Origin of the sequence: Bradyrhizobium viridifuturi, from assembly GCF_001238275.1 — a bacterium.
Classification (GTDB): domain Bacteria; phylum Pseudomonadota; class Alphaproteobacteria; order Rhizobiales; family Xanthobacteraceae; genus Bradyrhizobium; species Bradyrhizobium viridifuturi.
Window position 1 is genome coordinate 109,164 of record NZ_LGTB01000025.1, and the last position, 20,159, is coordinate 129,322.

A 20,159-nucleotide genomic window follows, 5' to 3' on the forward strand; every position below is an offset into this window, starting at 1 on the left:
AAACCGCCTGCTTCGCCGATATGCGGTGGCGCAGATAAGAGAGTGCTGATGGCCAAGATTTCAATGATCGTGAACGGCAACCCCGTGACGCCAATGTCGACCCCCGTACCCTTCTGGTCCAGTTTTTGCGCGAAAACCTGCGCCTGACGGGCACCCATGTCGGCTGCGACACCTCGCAGTGCGGCGCCTGCGTCGTGCACCTGGACGGCAAGGCGGTGAAGTCCTGCACCACGCTCGCGGTGATGGCCGACGGTCATGAGGTCAAGACCATCGAGGGCTTGGCGGCCGACGGCGCACCGCTGCATCCGATGCAGGAAGCCTTCCGCGAGCATCACGGCCTGCAGTGCGGCTTCTGCACGCCGGGCATGATCATGACTGCGGTCGACCTGGTCCATCGCAAGGGCCACGAGCTCAGCGATGAAGTGATCCGCGAGGAGCTGGAAGGCAATCTGTGCCGCTGCACCGGCTACCAGAACATCGTGGCCTCGATCGCCGCCGGCGCCAAGGCGATGGCCAAGTCGGACCTCGCCTAACAAGTCGACCAGGCTAGTCAGCAATTCATCGCGACCGCGATCAGGACATTCCCAGGAATTTCGCCAATGTACGAATTCAAGTATCACCGTCCCGGCACCGTACGGCAGGCCGCCAACCTGCTGGTGAAGAACGAGGACGCCAAGCTGATCGCCGGCGGTCACACGCTGGTGCCGGTCATGAAGCAGCGGCTCGCGAGCCCGCCGCATCTGGTCGACCTCTCCCATATCGAAGGTCTCGACACGATCGAGATGAAGGGCCGCTCGCTGGTGATCGGCGCCACCGCCAAGCACGCCGAGGTCGCGAACTCCGCGATCGTCGGCGAGGCGATCCCGGCGCTGGCCGAACTGGCCGGCCTGATCGGCGATCCCGCTGTCCGCCACCGCGGCACCATCGGCGGCTCGCTCGCCAACAACGACCCGACCGCGGACTATCCGGCGGCGGTGCTGGCGCTGGGCGCGACCATCGTCACCAACAAGCGCCGCCTGAAGGCCGAGGAGTATTTCCAGGGCCTGTTCTCGACCGCGCTCGAGGCCGACGAGATCATCACCAAGGTGATGTTCCCGGTGCCGAAGAAGGCGGCCTACATCAAGTTCCGCAACCAGGCCTCGCGCTATGCGTTGGTCGGTGTGTTCGTGGCCAAGCGTCCGTCCGACGTCCGCGTCGCGGTCACCGGCGCGGGCTCCGACGGCGTGTTCCGCGCCACCGCGTTCGAGGAGGCCTTGAAGAAGCGCTTCTCGCACAAGGTGCTCGACGGCATCGCGGTTCCCGCCGAAGGGCTGAACAGCGACCTGCACGGCAGTGCGGAATACCGCGCCCACCTGATCGGCGTCTTGACGCGCCGGGCGGTGGAAGCCGCCAACGCCAAGGACTAAATCCAAGGACTAGATCCAAGGGACTAGATCGGAACTGGATCCCAAGGACTAGATTTCACGCGTGACCTTGCTGACCTCCGTTCGAAGACTGGCTGTTCCATGAGTGCATCGGCGTTACCCACTTCCGTCGATGCGCTCGAGGAGCTGTTGACCTCGCGCGGCTATCTCGCCGAGCGGTCGCTCGCGACCGTCACCTATCTCGCGCTGCGCATGGGCCGGCCGCTGTTCCTCGAAGGCGAGGCCGGCGTCGGCAAGACCGAGATCGCCAAGGTGCTGTCGGCGGCGCTCGGCCGCAAGCTGATCCGCCTGCAATGCTACGAGGGCCTCGACGTCGCCTCCGCCGTCTATGAGTGGAGCAGCGCGGCGCAGATGATCGCGATCCGCCTGGCGGAAGCCTCCGGCGATACCGATCGCGACCAGCTCGCCAGCGACATCTTCGCCGAGCGCTTCCTGATCAAGCGGCCGCTGTTGCAGGCGCTCGAGCCCGATGTCGCCGGCCCGCCGGTGCTCTTGATCGACGAGCTCGACCGCGCCGACGAGGCGTTCGAGGCGTATCTGTTGGAGATCCTCAGCGACTTCCAGGTCACCATCCCCGAGCTCGGCACCGTGAAGGCGCCGGCGCCGCCGATCGTGATCATCACCTCGAACCGCACGCGCGAGATCCACGACGCGCTGAAGCGGCGCTGTCTCTATCACTGGGTGGACTATCCCACAGCCGAGCGCGAGCTCGCGATCGTCAAGTCGCGGGTGCCGAACATCTCCGCAAAACTGTCGCAGCAGGTCGTGCGCTTCGTGCAGGCGCTGCGTAGCCAGGATTTCTACAAGTCGCCTGGCGTCGCCGAGACCATCGACTGGGCCACCGCGCTGTCCGAGCTCGACGCCCGCTCGCTGACGCCGCAGGTGGTCGGCGACACGTTGGGCGCGCTGCTCAAGTACCAGGACGACATCGCGCGCATGCAGGGCGATGCGTTGCAGAAGACATTGAAGGAAGCGACGAGCGAGACGTAAGCCGCGCGCGTCGTAACAGCATTCGTCATTCCGGGGCGATGCGCGGCATCGAACCAGGAATCCATCGGGCCGCGTTGACGCTGAAGAATGGATTCTCAGATGCGCAATTGCGCATCATAGCTCTCGCTTCGCGATCCCCGGAATGACGGGAGTGGATAGTTCGATGCCGATCAACCACCTCAATCCCCCGACCGGCCACATGGCCGACAACGTGATCGGCTTCGCCCGCGCGCTGCGGGCAGCCGGGCTCCCCGTCGGGCCGGGCTCGGTGATCGATGCGCTCGATGCGCTGCAGCTGATCGAGGTCGGCAATCGCCTCGATTTCTACGCCACGCTGGAGGCGATCTTCGTCAAGCGCCATGAGCACGCGCTGATTTTCCGCCAGGCTTTCATGCTGTTCTTCCGCGCCGCCGAGGAGTGGAAGAGCATGCTGGACTCGGTGCCGCTGCCGGACCACGCCAAGAAGAAGCCGCCGCCGGCCTCGCGCCGGGTCCAGGAGGCGATGGCGCAGCCGGCGCGAAACGAGGAGCGCCCGCAGGCCCAGGAGCAGGAGCTGAAGCTCTCGGTCTCCGACAAGGAGATCCTGCAGAAGAAGGATTTTGCGCAGATGACCGCGGCCGAGATCGCCGAGGTGACGCGCGAGATCGCCAAGATGCGTCTGCCGCAGGCCGAGTTGGTCACCCGCCGCTATCAGCCCGACGCGCGCGGCCTGCGGCTCGACATGCGCCGCACCGTGCGCAATTCGCTGCGCACCGGCGGCGAGATCATCGATATCAGGAAGCTCGGCCGGATCGAGAAGCCGGCGCCGATCGTGGCGCTGCTCGATATCTCGGGCTCGATGAGCGAGTACACCCGCCTGTTCCTGCACTTCCTGCATGCCATCACCGATGCCCGCAAGCGGGTCTCGGTGTTCCTGTTCGGCACCCGCCTGACCAATGTGACGCGCGCGTTACGGGCGCGTGACCCCGACGAGGCGCTGGCGAGTTGCTCGTCCTCGGTCGAGGACTGGGCCGGCGGGACCCGGATCGCGACCTCGCTGCACACCTTCAATCAGCTCTGGGGCCGCCGGGTGCTCGGGCAGGGCGCCATCGTCCTCCTTATATCCGATGGACTAGAACGGGAGGCGGATGCCAAACTGGCCTTCGAAATGGACCGTTTGCACCGCTCCTGCCGCCGCCTGATCTGGCTCAACCCGCTGCTGCGCTACTCCGGCTTCGAGGCCAAGGCGCAGGGCATCAAAATGATGTTGCCCCACGTTGACGAATTTCGCCCGGTGCATAACTTGACGTCCATCAAGGGCTTGATCGGGGCGCTGTCATCCCCGCCGCCGGCGCACCACCGCAGCCTGATCCGTTCTGTAGCCTAAGAAGCCTGACCCGATAGCAGGAGGCCACCATGCTCAACCGAGACGAAGACATCCTTCAGGCCGCCGAGACCTGGCAGAAGCAGGGCCATGGCGTGGCGCTCGCTACCGTGGTCGAGACCTGGGGCTCGGCGCCGCGCCCGGCCGGCTCCAGCCTCGTCATCAATGACGACGGCACGTTCCTAGGGTCAGTCTCCGGCGGCTGCGTCGAGGGCGCCGTCGTCACCGAGGCGCTCGATGTGATCGCGAGCGGCCAGCCCAAGATGCTCGAATTCGGCGTCGCCGACGAGACCGCCTGGAATGTCGGCCTGTCGTGCGGCGGCACCATCCGCGTCTTCGTCGAGAAGGTCGCTAGCCGTGAAGCTCGAGATATTGAAAGAACTCAACGCCGAGCGCGCCGCGCGCCGCCCGGTCATCATCGTCACCGACACCGCCAATGGCGAGCAGCGCCTGGTCAAGGCCGCGGACATCGCCGCCGATCCGCTGCGCGCCGAGCTCGCCAAGCAGCTTCGAATGGGCAAGAGCGGCAATGTCGAGGTCGCAGGCAAGAAGCTGTTCCTCAACGTCTACGCGCCGACCGCAAAGCTCGTGATCATCGGCGCGGTCCATATCAGCCAGGCCCTGGCGCCGCTGGCGCGCTCGCTCGACTATGACGTGACGGTGGTCGATCCGCGCACGGCGTTCGCAAGCCCCGAGCGCTTCCCCGACGTGCCGCTGGTCGCCGAATGGCCCGACGTCGCGCTGCCGCCGCTCAATGTCGATCACTACACCGCGTTCGTCGCGGTGACGCATGATCCGAAGATCGACGATCCGGCGTTGCTGCACGCCTTCGACCGCGACTGCTTCTATATCGGCGCGCTGGGCTCGCGGAAGACCCATGCCAAGCGTGCCGAGCGGCTGCGTGCGCAGGGCGCCAAGGACAGCGACATCGCGCGCATCCACGCGCCGATCGGGCTCGACATCGGCGCCGTGTCGCCGTCGGAGATCGCGGTCGCGATCATGGCCGAGATCACCGCGCAGCTGCGTTTGCCTCCCAAAGAAAAAGAAGAAGCGGCATGAAATTCGGTCCCGCCAATCCGGCCGACGCGATTGGCGGCGTCACCGTGCATACGCTCCGCCAGGGTTCGCTGGTGCTCAAGAAGGGCACCACGATCGGCCCTGAGGAAGTCGATGCGCTGACCAGGGCCGGCGTCAAGGACGTTGTCGTGGTGCGGCTCGAGGACGGCGACGTCTCCGAAGACGTCGCCGCTGCCAGCATCGCGCAGGCGGTGGCGGGCGAGGGCGTCAATGTCGAGCGTGCTTTCACCGGCCGCGCCAATCTGTTCGCGGCGCGTCCCGGCGTGCTGGTGGTCGACCGTGCCGCGGTCGATCGCATCAATGGCGTCGACGAAGCGATCACCTTCGCGACGCTTTCGGCGTTCAAGCCGGTGGTCGAAGGCGAGATGATCGCGACCGTCAAGCTGATCCCGTTCGGCGTCGAGGGGCGGCTGCGCGACGCCGCCGTCGCGGTGGCCGGCAAGGATACGCTGCGGATCGCGCCCTACGTGATCAAGAAGGTCGGCGTGGTCTCGACCTTGCTGCCGGGCCTCGCGCCGAAGGTGATCGACAAGACGCTGCGCGTCACCGCCGAGCGCCTCGCACCGGCCGGCGCCACCATCATCGCCGAGCGCCGCGTGCCGCATGACGAGACCGTGCTCGCCGCGTCGATCAAGGAATTGCTTGGGCTCGGCGCCGAGCTCGTCATCGTGTTCGGCGCATCCGCAATCGCCGACCGCCGCGACGTCATCCCGGCCGCGATCACGGAGATCGGCGGCGCCGTCGAGCATTTCGGCATGCCGGTCGATCCCGGCAATCTGCTGCTGATCGGCAGCGCCGGCGGCGTGCCGGTGCTGGGTGCGCCGGGCTGCGCGCGCTCGCCGGTCGAGAATGGTTTCGACTGGGTGCTGATGCGGCTGCTCGCCGGTATCAAGGTGACGCGGTCGGATCTCACCGGCATGGGCGTCGGCGGGCTGTTGATGGAGATCGTGACGCGGCCGCAGCCGCGCACCGTGCCGGACACCGAAGGCAACCGCCACGTCGCGGCGATCGTGCTCGCCGCCGGCCGCTCGACCCGGATGGGTGGACCCAACAAGCTGCTTGCCGAGCTCGACGGCAAGAAGCTCGCGCGCATCGTCGCCGAGCAGGCGCTGGCCTCGAAGGCTCGGAGGTGATCGTCGTCACCGGGCATCAGGCTGACCTGGTCGAGCAGGCGCTCGATGGACTTAAGGTCAAGTTCGTGCGCAACCCGGATTTCGCCGGTGGGCTCGCGAGCTCCGTGAAGGCGGGCATCTCCGCGGTATCAGACAGCGCCGACGGCGCGATCGTCTGCCTCGGCGACATGCCGCTGATCGATGCACAATTGATCGACCGCCTGATCGAAACCTTCGCGCCGGACCGCGGCCATCTGATCGCGGTGCCGGTCAGCGAGGGCCGCCGCGGCAATCCGGTGCTGTGGTCACGGCGCTTCTTCAAGGAGCTGATGACGCTCGACGGCGACATCGGCGCCCGTCATCTGATCGCCAAGCATGCCGAAGTGGTCGCCGAAGTCCCGGTCGAAGGCAACAGCGCCTTCCTCGACATCGACACGCCGCAGGCGCTGGAAGCCGCGCGGCAGGGCTAGGATTATCCGCGTCGTCCCGGCCAAGCGAAGCGCGAGCCGGGACCCATAACCACAAATGCGGATTGTCTTGCGCGGCTGGGGCCGCTGCTTCGCCCACAACAGCGTTCGGTGGTTATGGGCCTTCGCCGGGACGACGAACGGATTGAGCGGCGTCCTGCCATCAACCCATCATTCACCATCTGGCAACGACCCCTGCGTAAAGTCCGCGCCGGACTTTGGGGGATTTCCACTTGATCATTTCGACCGCCGCCGCGCAGCGCCGCGCGCTGACGATACTTGTCCTGACATTGCTGCTCGGGGCCACGCGTTTCTCCGTGGAAAGCTTCATCCCCAAGGCGCGCGCGGCCGGCGCGTTCGCGGTCGGAAAGTGCGGGGCCTATGGCCAAGCCTACGATTATCCCGCGGAAGGCGCGGCGCGCGCCGCGGCGCTGAAGCAGTGCAAGGGCGATTGCACCACCGTCACCATGAAACGCGCCTGCGCCGCGCTCTCGATCGACATGAAGAATCCCTGCGGCGCCCATGGCTATGCGGTGGCGCCGAAGATCTCGAGCTCGCTCAACGCCGCGACCAGGAAGTGCTACGAGTTTGGCGGCAAGGAATGCGTGATCCGCGCCTGGGCCTGCGACGCCAAGGGCTAGGGCGGGCTACAAGAATAGCGGCGATGGTTGGCCGCGCATAAGCCTTGCAGGAAACGAACGTTGGCGTCTGACGGGCAGGCGAGGGATGCGCCGTCAGGGCTGGTGTTGGCTATCGGCCTGCGGATAGATTTACCGCCATGCAGTTCGACACCAAGATCGCGGTCGTGATCCGCACCGACCTGGAAGTCTGGCAGAAGCTCAACGTGGCGTCGTTTCTTGCCGGTGGCATCGCCGCTTCCTTCCCCGAATGCATCGGCGAGAACTACGAGGACGGCTCGGGGACGCAATATCTCTCTTTGATCGGCCAGCCGATCCTGATCTACGGCGCCGACCGCGCGCAGCTGTCGCGGGCGCTGGAGCGCGCGCTGGCGCGCGACGTGAAGCCGGCGCTCTACACCGAGGACATGTTCAAGACCACGCATGATGCGGCCAACCGCGAGGTCGTGAAGGCGGTGGCGCGCACCGACCTCAATTTGGTCGGTCTCGCTTTTCGCGCCGAGCGCAAGGTGGTCGACAAGATCCTCGACGGGCTGAAGTTTCACACGTAGCGCGACACCGCTTCCCGCCGTCATTCCGGGGCGACGCGCAGCGTCGAGCCCGGAATCCATTCATCCAGGAGTTCTGCGGCTCAATGGGATTTCGGGCTCTCGCTTCGCGAGCCGCGGAATGACGAAGAACGTGCGGTGATTTGATCGCGCTCAAGCCGGCGAACAGCAACCTTTCGTAAGGGAACGCGTTACCTCATATCGGATTGACAATGACTGACCAGTCAGTCATATTGTGGCCATGACAGAGCGCACCGGAAACACGACCCGCACCCAGCCGACCAAACGCCGGACCACAATCCGGGCCGCCGCGGCGAGGGCCCCGAAGGTGACCTCGGCAAAACTGCCCGAGGTCAAGCCCGCCTCGAACCGTGCCGAGAAATCGGCGGAGCGGCGCGCTGCGATCATCGAGGCGGCGATGGATGAGTTCATCGCCCGCGGCTTTGCCGCGACCCGGCTCGACGATGTCGCCAAGCGGGCGGGCGTCGCCAAGGGCACGCTCTATCTCTACTTCAAGGACAAGGAGACGATGTTCGAGGAGTTGATCCGCACCGCACTGGTGCCGCTGATCAGCCGCATGACGGCGCTGCCGACCATCACCGGTCCGGTGCGCGATGCGGTGGAGGGGTTTGCCGAGACCTTCATCCGCGAGGTCGTCTCCACCCGGCGCGGCGACATCATCCGCCTGATCGTCTCCGAGGGACCGCGCTTTCCGGCGATCGCCGATTTTTATTTCCGCGAGGTGGTGTCGAAAGGCCTGACCGGCATGAAGGCGCTGGTCCAGCTCGCAATCACGCGCGGCGAGATCAAGCACCGCGAGCTCGGCGATTTCCCGCAGCTGGTGGTGGCGCCCGCGATCGTCGCGGTGATCTGGCACAGCCTGTTCGCGCGGCACGCGCCGCTCGACGGGCTCGCGATGTTCAAGGTTCATCTCGATCTGATTTTCGGCGAACGGAGGAAGACATGACCGCGTCGCGCATGATGAAGCTCGTGGCCGTCGTCGCGCTGGCGGCGGCGCTGGCCGGGTGCAAGGAGAAGCGCGATCCCGGCTTCCAGGGCTGGGTCGAGGCCGACATGATCTTCGTCAGCCCCGATGAGTCCGGCCGCGTCATCAAGCTCAACGTGCGAGAGGGCGACGAGGTCAAGCCCGGCGAACTGCTTTATTCGGTCGACGACGATCTGCAGCGCGCCGATCTCAACCAGAACAACGCGACCCTGGCCAATGCCAAGCAGAGCTACGACCGCGCCGCCTCGCTGCGCGGCACCGGCGCCGGCACCCAGGCCAACCTCGATTCCGCGGTCTCGGCGCTGCGGGTTGCGGAGGCACGCGTCGTGACCTCGCAGACGCGGCTCGACCGCCGCAAGGGCTTTGCGCCGATTGCGGGCTCGATCCAGCAGATCTATTTTCGCGAGGGCGAGATGGTGCAGGCGCAGCGGCCGGTGCTGTCGATCATGCCGCCCGGCAACATGAAGCTGCGCTTCTTCGTGCCGGAGACCGAGCTGCCGAAGCTCGCGCTCGGCGACGAGGTGCGGGTGACGTGCGACAATTGCGCCGCCGATCTCACCGCCAAGATCTATTTCATCGCCACCACCGCGGAGTACACGCCGCCGGTCATCTACAGCCTCGATGAGCGCAACAAGCTGGTCTACCTGATCCAGGCGCGGCCGAGCCGGCCCGATAGTTTACGCGTCGGCCAGCCGATCAGCATCTACCTCAACCCCAAGACGCCGATGGCGGCGGCGGACCGCAGATGAAAGGCGATTCGACCAGTGCGCGGTCCGACGCATCGTCCATCGCCATCGATGTGAAGGGCCTGACCAAGTCGTTTGGTGGACGCGAGGTGGTCCACGACCTGTCGATGCAGGTCAAGCGCGGCGAGATCTACGGCTTCCTCGGTCCCAACGGCAGCGGCAAGACCACCACCATCCGCATCCTGTGCGGCCTGCTGACGCCCGACAGCGGCGAGGGCACCTGCCTCGGCTACGACATCCGGCGCGATGCGGACAAGATCAAGCGCAAGGTCGGCTACATGACGCAGCGCTTCAGCCTCTACCAGGATCTCTCGGTGCGCGAGAATCTGGAGTTCGTCGGGCGGCTCTATGGCATGCCGGACGCGCGCCGCGCCGCAGCCGACATGATCGCGCGGATCGGGCTGAAGGGCCGCGAGGAACAACTCGCCGGCGAGCTGTCCGGCGGCTGGAAGCAGCGGCTCGCGCTCGGCGCCTGCACGCTGCCCAATCCGCAATTGCTGCTGCTCGACGAGCCGACCGCCGGCGTCGATCCCAAGGCGCGGCGCGATTTCTGGAACGAGATCCACGCGCTTGCCGCCGAGGGCCTCACCGTGCTGGTCTCGACCCACTACATGGACGAGGCCGAGCGCTGCCACGAGATCGCCTACATCGCCTATGGCCATCTGCTGGCGCATGGCACCGTGGACCAGGTGATCGCGAAGTCCGGGCTGTCGACCTGGACGGTCACCGGCGAGGATTTCAACGGCCTGATGGCCGAGCTGACCGGCAAGCCCGGCGTCGACATGGTGGCGCCGTTCGGCACCAGCCTGCACGTTTCCGGCCGCGACAAGGCGGCGCTCGAAGCCGCGATTGCGCCCTATCGCGACAATTCAAAGTGGCGCTGGCAGCCGAGCGAGCCGTCGCTCGAGGATGTTTTCATCGATCTGATGGGACGCTCCAAGGACAACTTCCAAGGATAATCGTCAGGGATAAGTGCCATGAGTGCGACGGATACGATCCGGAATGGCGAGGAGAGGGAGCCGGCGTTCGGCTTCTGGCGCCGCAGCTACGCGATGCTGGTCAAGGAGTTCATCCAGCTTCGCCGCGACCGCGTGTCATTCGCCATGATCATCATCATTCCGGTCATGCAGCTCCTGTTGTTCGGCTTCGCCATCAACACCACGCCGCGGCATCTGCCGACCGCGGTGCTGCTACAGGAAGATTCCGACCTCGGACGCTCGATCCTGAAGGCGATGGAGAACACCGCCTATTTCCGCTTCACGCGCGAGGTGCACACCGTCGAGCAGCTCGACGAGCTGCTGCAGTCCGGCAAGGTGCTGTTCGGCGTTGAGATCCCGCGCGGCTTTGAGCGCGCGGTGCGGCGCGGCGACAAGCCGGCGCTCCTGGTGGCAGCGGATGCCACCGACCCGGTCGCGGCGGGCTCGGCGCTCGGCGCGCTCGGGCCACTGGTGCAGGGCGCGCTGGCACACGACCTGCACATCGGTGATCCGCCCGAAATGCCGTTCGAGATCCGCGCCCATGCCCGCTACAATCCGGCGGCGGAATCGCGCCTCAACATCGTGCCCGGCCTGGTCGGGACCATTCTCACCATGACCATGCTGATCTTCACCGCGCTGTCGGTGACACGCGAGATCGAGCGCGGCACCATGGAAAGCCTGTTGTCGATGCCGATCAAGCCGGTCGAGGTGATGTTCGGCAAGATCATCCCCTACGTGATGGTCGGCTTCATCCAGGCCGGGCTGATCATCGGCATCGGCGTGCTGCTGTTCGGCGTGCCGGTGCTCGGCAGCCTCACATTGCTGGGGCTGCTCACCACGCTGTTCATCACCACCAATCTGTCGATCGGCTATACATTCTCGACCATCGTGCAGAACCAGCTGCAGGCGATGCAGCTCTCGATGATGTTCTTCCTGCCGAGCATCCTGCTCTCCGGCTTCATGTTTCCGTTCGCCGGCATGCCGGTCTGGGCCCAATATATCGGCGAGGTCCTGCCGCTGACCCATTTCATCCGCATCGTCCGCGCCATCATGCTGAAGGGGGCGGCGATGCCGAACCTGCAATATGACACGATTGCGCTGGCTGCCCTGATGCTGTTCGCCATGACCGTCGCCGTGACGCGCTTCCGCCGCACGCTCGATTGAGGCTAGTATGAGCAAGGAGTCATTCTGGCATGGTGACCGGGGCGATGACGATGGCTGGCTGGCGGGGCGGCGATAAGACGACGCAGGACACGACGGTCTCCGCCGACTTTCATCACGCCCTGATGCAGGAGGTGATGACCACCGAGCTGCTGCGCATCAAGGTGCTGATCGGCATCGCCGTGGCGTTCTCGGTGATCACCTCGACGATCTACGTCGCGGCTCCCGAGGCGCTGGCCCGGGTGTGGCACGGCAATTTCAAGCCGTCCTATATCTACTCCGTCATGGTGCCGTTCATCCTGTTCGAATTGTGGGTGCACAGCGCGATCATCAGGCACCAGAAGCAGGGGCGCGACCTGCCGATCATCAGGCGCTATGTCGGCGCGCTGATCGAGACGTCGATGCCGACGGTCGCGCTCGCCCTGCATATCGACAGCATGGGCCCCGTCGCGGCGCTCGGCTGGGTCGCGCCGCTGGTCTATTTCATCTTCATCATCGCCTCGACCTTGCGGCTGGATTTCTGGCTGTCGACCTTCACCGGCTTCGTTGCGGCCTCCGAGCTGTTCTGGATGGCGATGTATTATCGTCCCGACGGGACGCTCGATCCCGCGCCGGATTTCTTCTATCACGCCGCGCGCAGTGTGGTGATCCTGGTCTCGGGCGTGCTGGCGGGCACCGTCGGCATGCAGCTGCGGCGTCAGTTCGGCGCCAGCATCATGGCCGCCACCGCGCGCGACCGCATCACCAACCTGTTCGGCCAGCACGTCTCGCCGCAGGTGGTCGAACGTCTGATGGCGGAGGGCGCTTCTACCGGAAGCGACGTCCGCCGCGTCGCGGTGATGTTCGTCGATTTCCGCAGCTTCACCGCGGGGGCGAGTACGCGCTCGCCGCAGGAGGTGGTGGACAGGCTCGACGGCGCCTTCGCGGTGCTGGTCGACATCCTCGATCGCCACGGCGGCATCGTGAACAAGTTTCTCGGCGACGGCTTTCTCGCGCTGTTCGGTGCGCCGTTCGAGACCGGCGACGCCGCGCATCAGGCGGTCGCCGCCGCGCGCGAGATGCTGGCCGCCAATGAGCGCACCAATGCATCGTCGAGCTGGCCGCTGCGGATCGGCATCGGCATTCATATTGGTGAGGTCGTCGCCGGCAATATCGGCTCGCCGCGGCGCAAGGAGTACACAGTGATCGGCGACACCGTGAATTTTGCCGCGCGGCTCGAGGCGCTCAACAAGGAGCTCGGCTCGCAATTCCTGATCTCGTCTGCCGTGCATGATGCGCTCGGCGACGACTGCACGGACGCCGTGTCGCGCGGCGAGATCCCGGTGCGGGGCTACGAGCGCCCGGTGCCGGTCTGGCAATTGGGGTAGGCCACGCTTTGAGCGCCTAAGGTATCAGGGTAGCGATTGACTCGATATCATCTACTCATATAGATGACTAGATGACTTCAGCTCTCGATGACCGCCTGCCGCGCTACCAGCGTCTCCGCGACGATCTCGCGGCGCGCATCAATCGCAATGAATGGCGTCCGGGGGATCTGATCCCCTCGGAGGCCGAGCTCGGCGCGCATTACGGCGTCGCGATCGGCACCGTGCGCAAGGCGATCGACCAGCTGGTCAGCGACGGCGTGCTGGAGCGCCAGCAGGGCCGCGGCACCTTCGTTCGCCGTGCGCGCTTCAACTCCTCGCTGTTCCGTTTCTTCCGCTTCCAGTCTGAAAGCGGCGAGCGCCGCGTGCCGCAAAGCCGCATCCTGCGGCGCAAGGCGATGCCGGCGCCAACGGCGGTGGCCTCCGCGCTGCGCATCTCAGTCGGCGAGCCCGTGATCAGCCTGTCGCGTCTGCGGCTGATCGACGACGTGCCGCTGCTCGCCGAGGAGATCTGGCTCGAGAGGTCGCGCTTCGAGGCGATCCTGTCGCTCGAGACCGCCGAGTTCGGCGATCTCCTGTATCCGCTCTACGAGGACCGCTGCGGCCAGGTCGTGGTCTCCGCCGATGAAATCCTCACCGTCGAGATCGCGACCGAGATGCAATCGCGCCTGCTGCGGCTCGAGGCCAACGCGCCGCTGATCGTGATCGAGCGCCTTGCGTTCGATCTGGAGCGGCGGCCGATCGAATGGCGCCGCTCGCGCGGGCCGGCGGACCGCTTCCGCTACCACGCCGAGATCAGATGAGCGCGGCAAGCAAATAAAACAACACAAGACATTTCAGGGAGGAATATTGGTGAACTGGTACAGCGAATGCTCGCCGCTCGAGCGGCGCACCTTCTGGGCAAGTTTCGGCGGCTGGGGCCTCGACGCGCTCGACGTCCAGATGTTCAGCCTCGCCATTCCGGCGCTGATCACCGCATTCGGGATCAGCAAGGCCGATGCGGGGTTGCTCGGCTCGGTCACGCTGTTCTTCGGCGCGTTCGGCGGCTGGCTCGGCGGCGCGCTCGGCGACCGCTTCGGGCGCGTGAAAGCGCTGCAGATCACGGTCGCGACCTTTGCGCTGGCGACCTTCGCCTCGGCCTTCGCGATGAACTACAGCCAGCTCGTGGTCCTGAAGGCCATTCAGGGCGTCGGCTTCGGCGCCGAATGGGCCTGCGGCGCGGTGCTGATGGCGGAGATCATTCGGCCCGAACATCGCGGCAAGGCGCTCGGCGCGGTGCAGAGCGCCTGGGCGGTCGGCTGGGGCGCGGCAGTGCTGCTCTCGGCCCTGGTGTTCACCTATGCGCCGGCCGATATCGCCTGGCGCGTCCTGTTCGCGGTCGGCCTGATCCCGGCGCTGCTGATCCTCTACATCCGGCGTGGATTGAAGGAGCCGCCGCGCGTCGCATCGCGCCAAGCCGACCCGCCGTTCTTCGCGACGCTCGCCGGAATCTTCCACCGCGACGTGCTGCGGTCGACCTTGATCGGCGGCCTGTTCGGCATCGGCGCCCATGGCGGCTATGCGGCGCTGACGACGTTCCTGCCGACATATTTGCGCGAAGTGCGGCATCTCTCCGTGCTCGGCTCCAGCGCCTATCTCGCCGTGATCATCGTCGCCTTCTTCTGCGGCTGCGTGGCCTCCGGGATCATCAGCGACCGGATCGGTCGGCGCGCCAACGTGACGCTGTTCGCCGCCGCCTGCGTCGTGACCGTGCTGGTCTATATCTTCGCGCCGCTGTCCAACTCGCAGATGCTGGTGCTCGGCTTCCCGCTCGGCTTCTTCTCGGCGGGCATTCCCGCCAGCATGGCGGCGCTGTTCAGCGAGCTCTATCCGGCCGGCGTGCGCGGCACCGGCGTCGGCTTCTGCTACAATTTCGGCCGCATCGTCTCCGCCGCATTTCCCTTCCTGGTCGGCTATCTCAGCGATCACATCGGGCTTGGGGCTGCGATAGGAATCGACGCGGCCTTCGCCTATTCGCTGGTGCTGGTCGCGGTGCTGATGCTGCCGGAAACCCGCGGCAAGGTTTTCGAGCAGGCCACCGCTGCGCGCGCGTGATGATGAGGAATGATCATGACATCGGACCAACATGGCTTGACGCGGCGCCGGTTTGCCGCGGGGATGGTTGCCGCGTTGTCGGCAGGCGGTTTGACGCGCAGAGTGAGGGCTGAGGTGCCGCAACCGGCGATCGATACCCACGCCCACGTCTTCCATCGCGGCCTGAAACTCGCGCCGGGCCGGCGCTACGCGCCCGACTACGACGCGCCGCTCGCGCTCTATCTGCAGCAGCTCGACCAGAACGGCATGACCAACGGCGTATTGGTGCAGCCAAGCTTTCTCGGCACCGACAATTCCTATCTGGTCGAATGCCTGAAGGCGACCAATGGCCGGCTGCGCGGCATCGCGGTGGTCGATCCCGCCGTCGCGGCGGACGAGCTTCGCGCACTCGATCGCGCCGGCGTGGCCGGCATCCGTCTCAATCTGGTCGGCCAGCAGCTGCCGGATCTGACGTCGGCGGAGTGGACGGCGCTGCTGGCAGAGATCAGGACGCTCGACTGGCAGGTCGAGATCCAGCGCAACGCGACGGACCTCGCGATGCTCGCGCCACGGCTGCTCGACCAGGGTGTGAAGGTCGTGCTCGATCACTTCGCCTTGCCCGATCCGAAACTCGGCGTCGACGATTCCGGTTTCCAGTCGGTGCTCAAGCTCGGCACGACGGGCAATGTCTGGGTCAAGATATCGGCGCCGTACCGCAATGGTCCGAGCGGCGAGGCATTCGCGAAGCAAGCCTATCCGCTGCTGCGCAACGCCTACGGCGTCGACCGGCTGTTGTGGGGCAGCGACTGGCCGCACACGCAGTTCGAAACGACGCAGAATTATGCGAAGAACCGCAAATTCCTCGACGAACTCGTCACTGATGCCGATGAACGCGCGCGTGTCCTGGCATCGCCGCGCGAGCTGTTTCGCTTCTAGCTCGCGCGCGATTGTACCGAGTGCTCTGATGGGCGTCATTGCAGCCGTGCTACGATGATGCCAGCGGTCGCGGATGACCGGAGCACAAGGACAAGCACGATGCAGCGGCGCTATATCACTGTCGACGTTTTCACCGACCGCGCCTTCGGCGGCAACCCGCTCGCCGTGGTGCTCGACGCCGAGGGACTGTCGACCGCGCAGATGCAGGCGATCGCGACCGAGTTCAACTACTCCGAGACGACCTTCGTGCTGCCGCCGCAGGATGCGGCCAATGACGCCAACGTTCGCATCTTCACGCCGGTCAGGGAGCTGCCGTTCGCCGGGCATCCCAATGTCGGTACCGCCTTCGTGCTGGCGCAGCTTGCGAAGGAGCCGAAGCCGCGTCTGGTGTTCGAGGAGAAGGCGGGGCTGGTGCCGGTCGACATCACACGAGACGGCGGCAGGGTCGTTGCCACCGAGCTGACCGCGCCGCAGCCGCTGTCGCGGCTGGCGCAATTCTCCGCCGGCGAGGTCGCGAGCCTGATCTCGCTCACGGCAGACGACGTCAGGACGGATCGCCAGGCACCGCAGGTGGTTGGCGTCGGAACTCCATTTCTGGTCTTTGAAGTCGCATCGCGCGATGCGGTGCGACGGGCAAAGCCGGATGCGGCGGCGTTTGGCCGCTTCTTTCCGCGCGACGGCGCATTCTCCGCGTATTTCTACACCCGCGACGTCCCGGCCGCGGAGGCGCCGTGCGATCTGCAGGCACGGATGTTCTTCTCGGGATCAAGCGGCCTGATCGAGGACCCGGCCACAGGCAGCGCCACGGTCGCCGCGGCCGCGCTGCTGGCCGCGCTCGATCCGCTACGTGACGGCGTCCTGAAGCTGACGGTCGGCCAGGGCTTTGACATGGGCCGGCCGAGCCTGCTGCTGACCCGCGTGCGCAAGCAGGCCGGCGCAAACATATCGGCGCATGTCGGCGGCGCTGTGTGCAGATGATGCAGGGGACGTTGCGCCTGGAGGGAGAAGGGTAGGGCGGGATGCGTTTTGGTTGAATCCGCCCGGCGCGGTCTCGTTTCACCTCCCCCCGTTGGGGATCGGTCGGATTGCGAAGCAATCCGCGTGAGGGCTTTTGTTCCCTCCATGGACCGTAACCCCTCACCCGATTTACTGCGCAAATCGACCTCTCCTGAGGGAGAGGTGAACCATAGACGCCGCTCCAGCTCAACCCAATCTCATCACGCTCTGGAACGTGTACTCATTCAAGCACGCTAATTTCGTCGCCATGACTCGATCAACGCCGCGAGCTTGCCGTCGAGCACCTCATCGCCCTCTGCCAAGCCTGCTTGGTATCGAAGCCAATAATTGCCCGCCAGCGCGTGGGTTGTGCAGAGTTTCTCGCTGTTGGCGCCACAGATGACAAGCCGCGTGAGCTGTCCGTTCGAGTTCAGACGAGCGAAGTAATGTCCGACCGACGGGTGGCCATCAGACCGCGTAAAGCTCAAGTCGAATGATTGATACCCGTTGCGGTCCGGGCCAGGACTCATCTGAGATCGGTACTCGCGCCATGATCTTAGATCGGGATCAGCATCACTGTTCTCGCTGGGTAAAACATGGACGCTCTGAATATAGCCGCAGCCTACGTCGGTTCGCCCCCCGAGATTGGAAAAACAGAGGCTCGCAGAGAAGCCAACCTCCTTCGGCATTTTGTCAACGGGCACCCCAGGACTGGTCGGCACGTACTTCCAGGGCACCAAAAAGACTTCCTGGCCGACATGCCGCTCGAAATATTCCGGTCCAGGTTTCACAAACAAACGAGCAGCCGGAATGCCGGCAATAGTGATACTCCAAGTCACAACCACCAACGCGGACGCGGTGGCTCGGAAATCCAAAGCAAGCGCGATTGAGGACGCAACCGCGGCAAACGCGACGGAAGCAAGAAATATCCAGGAAGCATTATTGTCGTACGCATCAAATGGGACCTGCGGGCTTGCGGGGAAATAGGTTAGACTGATAGCCGTAACCGCGACAACCAAAAGGCAAATCGGGATCGACACCACGAAAAGAAGCCAGCCGATGACGACAAACGTGCCGGCGCGGCTCCGAAGAATTCTTTCGACCTGCACCAAATCATCCAAAAGTTGCGGACCAATCGTCGACAACCTTTAGCGGAAGACGCCGGCAATGACTAATGTTATCGCGGCAATTTCGCACGGTGCGATTCTGCTTCGGGTCAAAACGGGCAATGCTCTGACTGAGCAGAAAGCTTTCTGCTAGACCTGCGGCGCGGCCAAATTCTCGATCTTGACGCCGTCGCGCTCTTCGATGATCTCGGCGATCCAGCGGCGGTGGCAGTGCTCGTGGTCGCGCTCGTAGCAGAGGATGCAGACCGGGCCGGACTTCTTCACCAGCGCCGACAGCTCGTCGAGCTCTTCCTTCGCCTGCACCGTCTTGAGGTGCGCCGAATAGATCTTGTGCAGCAGCGCATATTGCCCGCTGCGCGCCGCCTCCCGTCCGCTCTTCGGCGTGCCGAGGCCGCGCAGATGGACGTAGCCGATGCCGCGCTCGTCGAGACCCGCGGCGAGCTGGCTCTTGGAGAAGCCGGGCCGGCGCGAGGAGGCGACCGCGCGAACGTCGACCAGGAGCTTGACGCCGGCCTGCTCTAGCTCGTCGAGCACGGCTTTCGACGGCGTCTGCTCGTAGCCGATGGTGAACAGCCGCTTCGCCTTCGCCATCGCTAAAGCCTTCACTTCACCCGTTCGATCAGTTCCATCGCGCCCGCGGGCGCGCGCACCTTGCCCTCGTGGATCACGTAGGCGAACACGTCGCGCGGCGCCTTCTTCGGCGCTGTCTTGTCGACCTTCGGCAGGTCGTCCGGCTCGCCGCCGCCGGCCCAGTCCTGAAAGCGCTTGGCCCAGGCGTCGAGCTGCTTCGGCGGATAGCAGGTCTTCAATTCGTCATTGCCCTTCTGCAGCCGCGCATAGACGAAGTCGCTGGCGACGTCGGCGATCGCCGGATACTTGCCGTGCTCGGCAAACACCACCGGCACCTCGTGCTCGCGAATGAGGGCGACGAACTCGGGCACGCAAAAGCTGTCGTGGCGCACTTCGACGACATGGCGCAGCGCGCGGCCGTCGAGCTTGCGCGGCAGCAGCTCGAGGAACTTGCCGAAATCGGCGCCGTCGAACTTCTTGGTCGGCGCGAACTGCCAGAGCACCGGGCCGAGCCGGTCCTTCAGCTCGAGCACGCCCGAATCGTAGAATCGCTTCACGGAATCGCCGGCCTCGGCGAGCACGCGGCGGTTGGTGGCGAAGCGCGGCCCCTTCAGCGAGAAGATGAAGCCGTCGGGTACTTCGCCGGCCCATTTGCGAAAGCTCTCCGGCTTCTGCGAGCCGTAATAGGTGCCGTTGATCTCGATCGAGGTCAGCTTCGAGGCGGCGTAGGACAGCTCCTTCGCCTGGGTGAGCTTGTCCGGATAGAACACCCCGCGCCACGGTTCGAAGGTCCAGCCGCCGACGCCGATATAGATGTTGCCTGCGTCCGTCTTGGTCGTCTTGTTGTTCGTCTTGGCGTCGGTCTTGGTCGCCTTGGTGGGAGCTTTGGCCACGACTGCACTCATCGTGAGGAGGGAAGGGAATAGAGAGTAGTCAAAATAATCGTGATTGGCCAGTTTGCCAGATTGGCGCGGCGGTGCTTATCGTGATCGCAAGCGTTGGCTAGGATGCCGAAAAACGGGAGAACAACGCATGCGTATGCTGCTGGCGGCCGCCCTCTTGATCACATCGTCAGCCGCGATGGCCGACGAGGTCGACGACGCGCACAAGCTCGCGATCACCGGCCGCGACGCCTACTGGAATTGTCTCGCCCGCGAATATCCCCGCGACAGCAACAAGGCGATGTCCGATCAGGAGTTCACCTCGCTGATCGCCAATGTCTGTCCCTCGGAGCGGCAGAACTTCCGGGTCTCGCTGATCGACTTCCTGACGCTGCAATTTCCCAAGCAGGATGCGGACGCCAATCTGACCACCGCCAACCGCGCGATCGAGCTGGCGCAGAAGGACATCGTGACCGCCTTCACCCGCCGGAAGGCCGCGGCGAAATAGGTTCCCGAATCCTGTTGCGGCCGGCCGATTTTTGATATCAATCCGCGCAGGCGAGGGGATGATCGGGATGCGCTCACAATCGACGGCAGGCTTCTTGGGCGCAGTGGTCGCAGCCATCGCGCTGGCGGCGGCGTTCATCTACGGGCCGTCGCCGAGCCAGCTCCGTCACCCGACCCAGCCTGCCGCGGCGCAGCC

At 65.2% G+C, this 20,159-nt stretch carries 18 protein-coding genes and 4 pseudogenes; 19 read left to right on the plus strand and 3 right to left on the minus strand.

Annotation, left to right across the window (positions count from 1 at the left end; all coding sequences use genetic code 11):
• Positions 1-48 precede the first annotated feature (48 nt).
• The 18 genes and pseudogenes from ALC15_RS22885 to ALC15_RS22970 all read left to right on the plus strand — a co-directional run bounded on the left by ALC15_RS22885 (position 49) and on the right by ALC15_RS22970 (position 16,895).
• Positions 49-533: pseudogene (locus tag ALC15_RS22885) on the plus strand ((2Fe-2S)-binding protein).
• Between the two features lie 66 nt (positions 534-599).
• The gene (locus ALC15_RS22890; protein ID WP_050422266.1) at positions 600-1,406 is read left to right on the plus strand and encodes an FAD binding domain-containing protein; all 807 of its coding nucleotides are present in this window, start codon (positions 600-602) and stop codon (positions 1,404-1,406) included.
• A gap of 99 nt (positions 1,407-1,505) precedes the next feature.
• Positions 1,506-2,414 (plus strand): AAA family ATPase, encoded by a 909-nt coding sequence (locus ALC15_RS22895; RefSeq protein WP_050629201.1) that lies wholly within the window; start codon positions 1,506-1,508, stop codon positions 2,412-2,414.
• 163 nt (positions 2,415-2,577) lie between these two features.
• Positions 2,578-3,780, plus strand: coding sequence for a vWA domain-containing protein (locus ALC15_RS22900; RefSeq protein WP_050629202.1), 1,203 nt, complete (start codon positions 2,578-2,580; stop codon positions 3,778-3,780).
• 29 nt (positions 3,781-3,809) lie between these two features.
• Positions 3,810-4,127, plus strand: a pseudogene (locus tag ALC15_RS42065) (XdhC family protein); the annotation flags it as partial.
• Positions 4,128-4,134: 7 nt separating this feature from the next.
• Positions 4,135-4,836: an XdhC family protein gene (locus tag ALC15_RS22910; RefSeq protein WP_050629204.1), complete on the plus strand. Its 702-nt coding sequence runs from the start codon at positions 4,135-4,137 to the stop codon at positions 4,834-4,836.
• Positions 4,833-6,436: pseudogene (locus tag ALC15_RS22915) on the plus strand (NTP transferase domain-containing protein). Before ALC15_RS22910 ends, ALC15_RS22915 begins: the two are co-directional and overlap by 4 nt.
• Before the next feature lie 287 nt (positions 6,437-6,723).
• Positions 6,724-7,074, plus strand: a complete 351-nt coding sequence (locus ALC15_RS22920; protein ID WP_050629224.1) for a DUF4189 domain-containing protein — start codon at positions 6,724-6,726, stop codon at positions 7,072-7,074.
• Between the two features lie 137 nt (positions 7,075-7,211).
• Positions 7,212-7,622, plus strand: a complete 411-nt coding sequence (locus ALC15_RS22925) for a DUF2000 family protein (RefSeq protein WP_050629205.1) — start codon at positions 7,212-7,214, stop codon at positions 7,620-7,622.
• A 238-nt stretch (positions 7,623-7,860) separates the two neighbouring features.
• Complete coding sequence (locus ALC15_RS22930; protein WP_050629206.1) at positions 7,861-8,586, plus strand: TetR/AcrR family transcriptional regulator; 726 nt, start codon at positions 7,861-7,863, stop codon at positions 8,584-8,586.
• Positions 8,583-9,374, plus strand: coding sequence for an HlyD family secretion protein (locus tag ALC15_RS22935; RefSeq protein WP_050629207.1), 792 nt, complete (start codon positions 8,583-8,585; stop codon positions 9,372-9,374). Before ALC15_RS22930 ends, ALC15_RS22935 begins: the two co-directional genes overlap by 4 nt.
• On the plus strand, positions 9,371-10,330 hold the full coding sequence (locus tag ALC15_RS22940) for an ABC transporter ATP-binding protein (protein ID WP_050629208.1): 960 nt from the start codon (positions 9,371-9,373) through the stop codon (positions 10,328-10,330). Before ALC15_RS22935 ends, ALC15_RS22940 begins: the two co-directional genes overlap by 4 nt.
• 18 nt (positions 10,331-10,348) lie before the next feature.
• Positions 10,349-11,512, plus strand: coding sequence for an ABC transporter permease (locus ALC15_RS22945; protein WP_050629209.1), 1,164 nt, complete (start codon positions 10,349-10,351; stop codon positions 11,510-11,512).
• 44 nt (positions 11,513-11,556) lie between these two features.
• Positions 11,557-12,876, plus strand: coding sequence for an adenylate/guanylate cyclase domain-containing protein (locus ALC15_RS22950; protein WP_430649186.1), 1,320 nt, complete (start codon positions 11,557-11,559; stop codon positions 12,874-12,876).
• A gap of 71 nt (positions 12,877-12,947) precedes the next feature.
• A complete protein-coding gene (locus ALC15_RS22955; RefSeq protein ID WP_050629210.1) occupies positions 12,948-13,676 on the plus strand; it encodes a GntR family transcriptional regulator in 729 nt (242 codons plus the stop codon).
• Between the two features lie 46 nt (positions 13,677-13,722).
• Complete coding sequence (locus tag ALC15_RS22960) at positions 13,723-14,967, plus strand: MFS transporter (RefSeq protein ID WP_050629211.1); 1,245 nt, start codon at positions 13,723-13,725, stop codon at positions 14,965-14,967.
• 15 nt (positions 14,968-14,982) lie between these two features.
• Positions 14,983-15,882 carry an amidohydrolase family protein gene (locus ALC15_RS22965; RefSeq protein ID WP_050629226.1) on the plus strand — a complete coding sequence of 300 codons (900 nt, stop codon included), beginning with the start codon at positions 14,983-14,985 and terminating at the stop codon, positions 15,880-15,882.
• 99 nt (positions 15,883-15,981) lie between these two features.
• A pseudogene (locus ALC15_RS22970) lies at positions 15,982-16,895 on the plus strand (PhzF family phenazine biosynthesis protein).
• Positions 16,896-17,132: 237 nt separating this feature from the next.
• Here ALC15_RS22970 and ALC15_RS22975 read toward each other — a convergent pair.
• The 3 genes from ALC15_RS22975 to ALC15_RS22985 all read right to left on the minus strand — a co-directional run bounded on the left by ALC15_RS22975 (position 17,133) and on the right by ALC15_RS22985 (position 19,468).
• On the minus strand, positions 17,133-17,987 hold the full coding sequence (locus tag ALC15_RS22975) for a hypothetical protein (protein ID WP_128089558.1): 855 nt from the start codon (positions 17,985-17,987) through the stop codon (positions 17,133-17,135).
• Positions 17,988-18,134: 147 nt separating this feature from the next.
• Positions 18,135-18,596 (minus strand): DUF488 domain-containing protein, encoded by a 462-nt coding sequence (locus ALC15_RS22980; protein ID WP_050629213.1) that lies wholly within the window; start codon positions 18,594-18,596, stop codon positions 18,135-18,137.
• An 11-nt stretch (positions 18,597-18,607) separates the two neighbouring features.
• On the minus strand, positions 18,608-19,468 hold the full coding sequence (locus tag ALC15_RS22985; protein WP_050629227.1) for a DUF72 domain-containing protein: 861 nt from the start codon (positions 19,466-19,468) through the stop codon (positions 18,608-18,610).
• Positions 19,469-19,607: 139 nt separating this feature from the next.
• Between ALC15_RS22985 and ALC15_RS22990 the strand changes: the two genes are divergently transcribed.
• Positions 19,608-19,964: a hypothetical protein gene (locus ALC15_RS22990; protein ID WP_050629214.1), complete on the plus strand. Its 357-nt coding sequence runs from the start codon at positions 19,608-19,610 to the stop codon at positions 19,962-19,964.
• Positions 19,965-20,159: the final 195 nt, after the last annotated feature.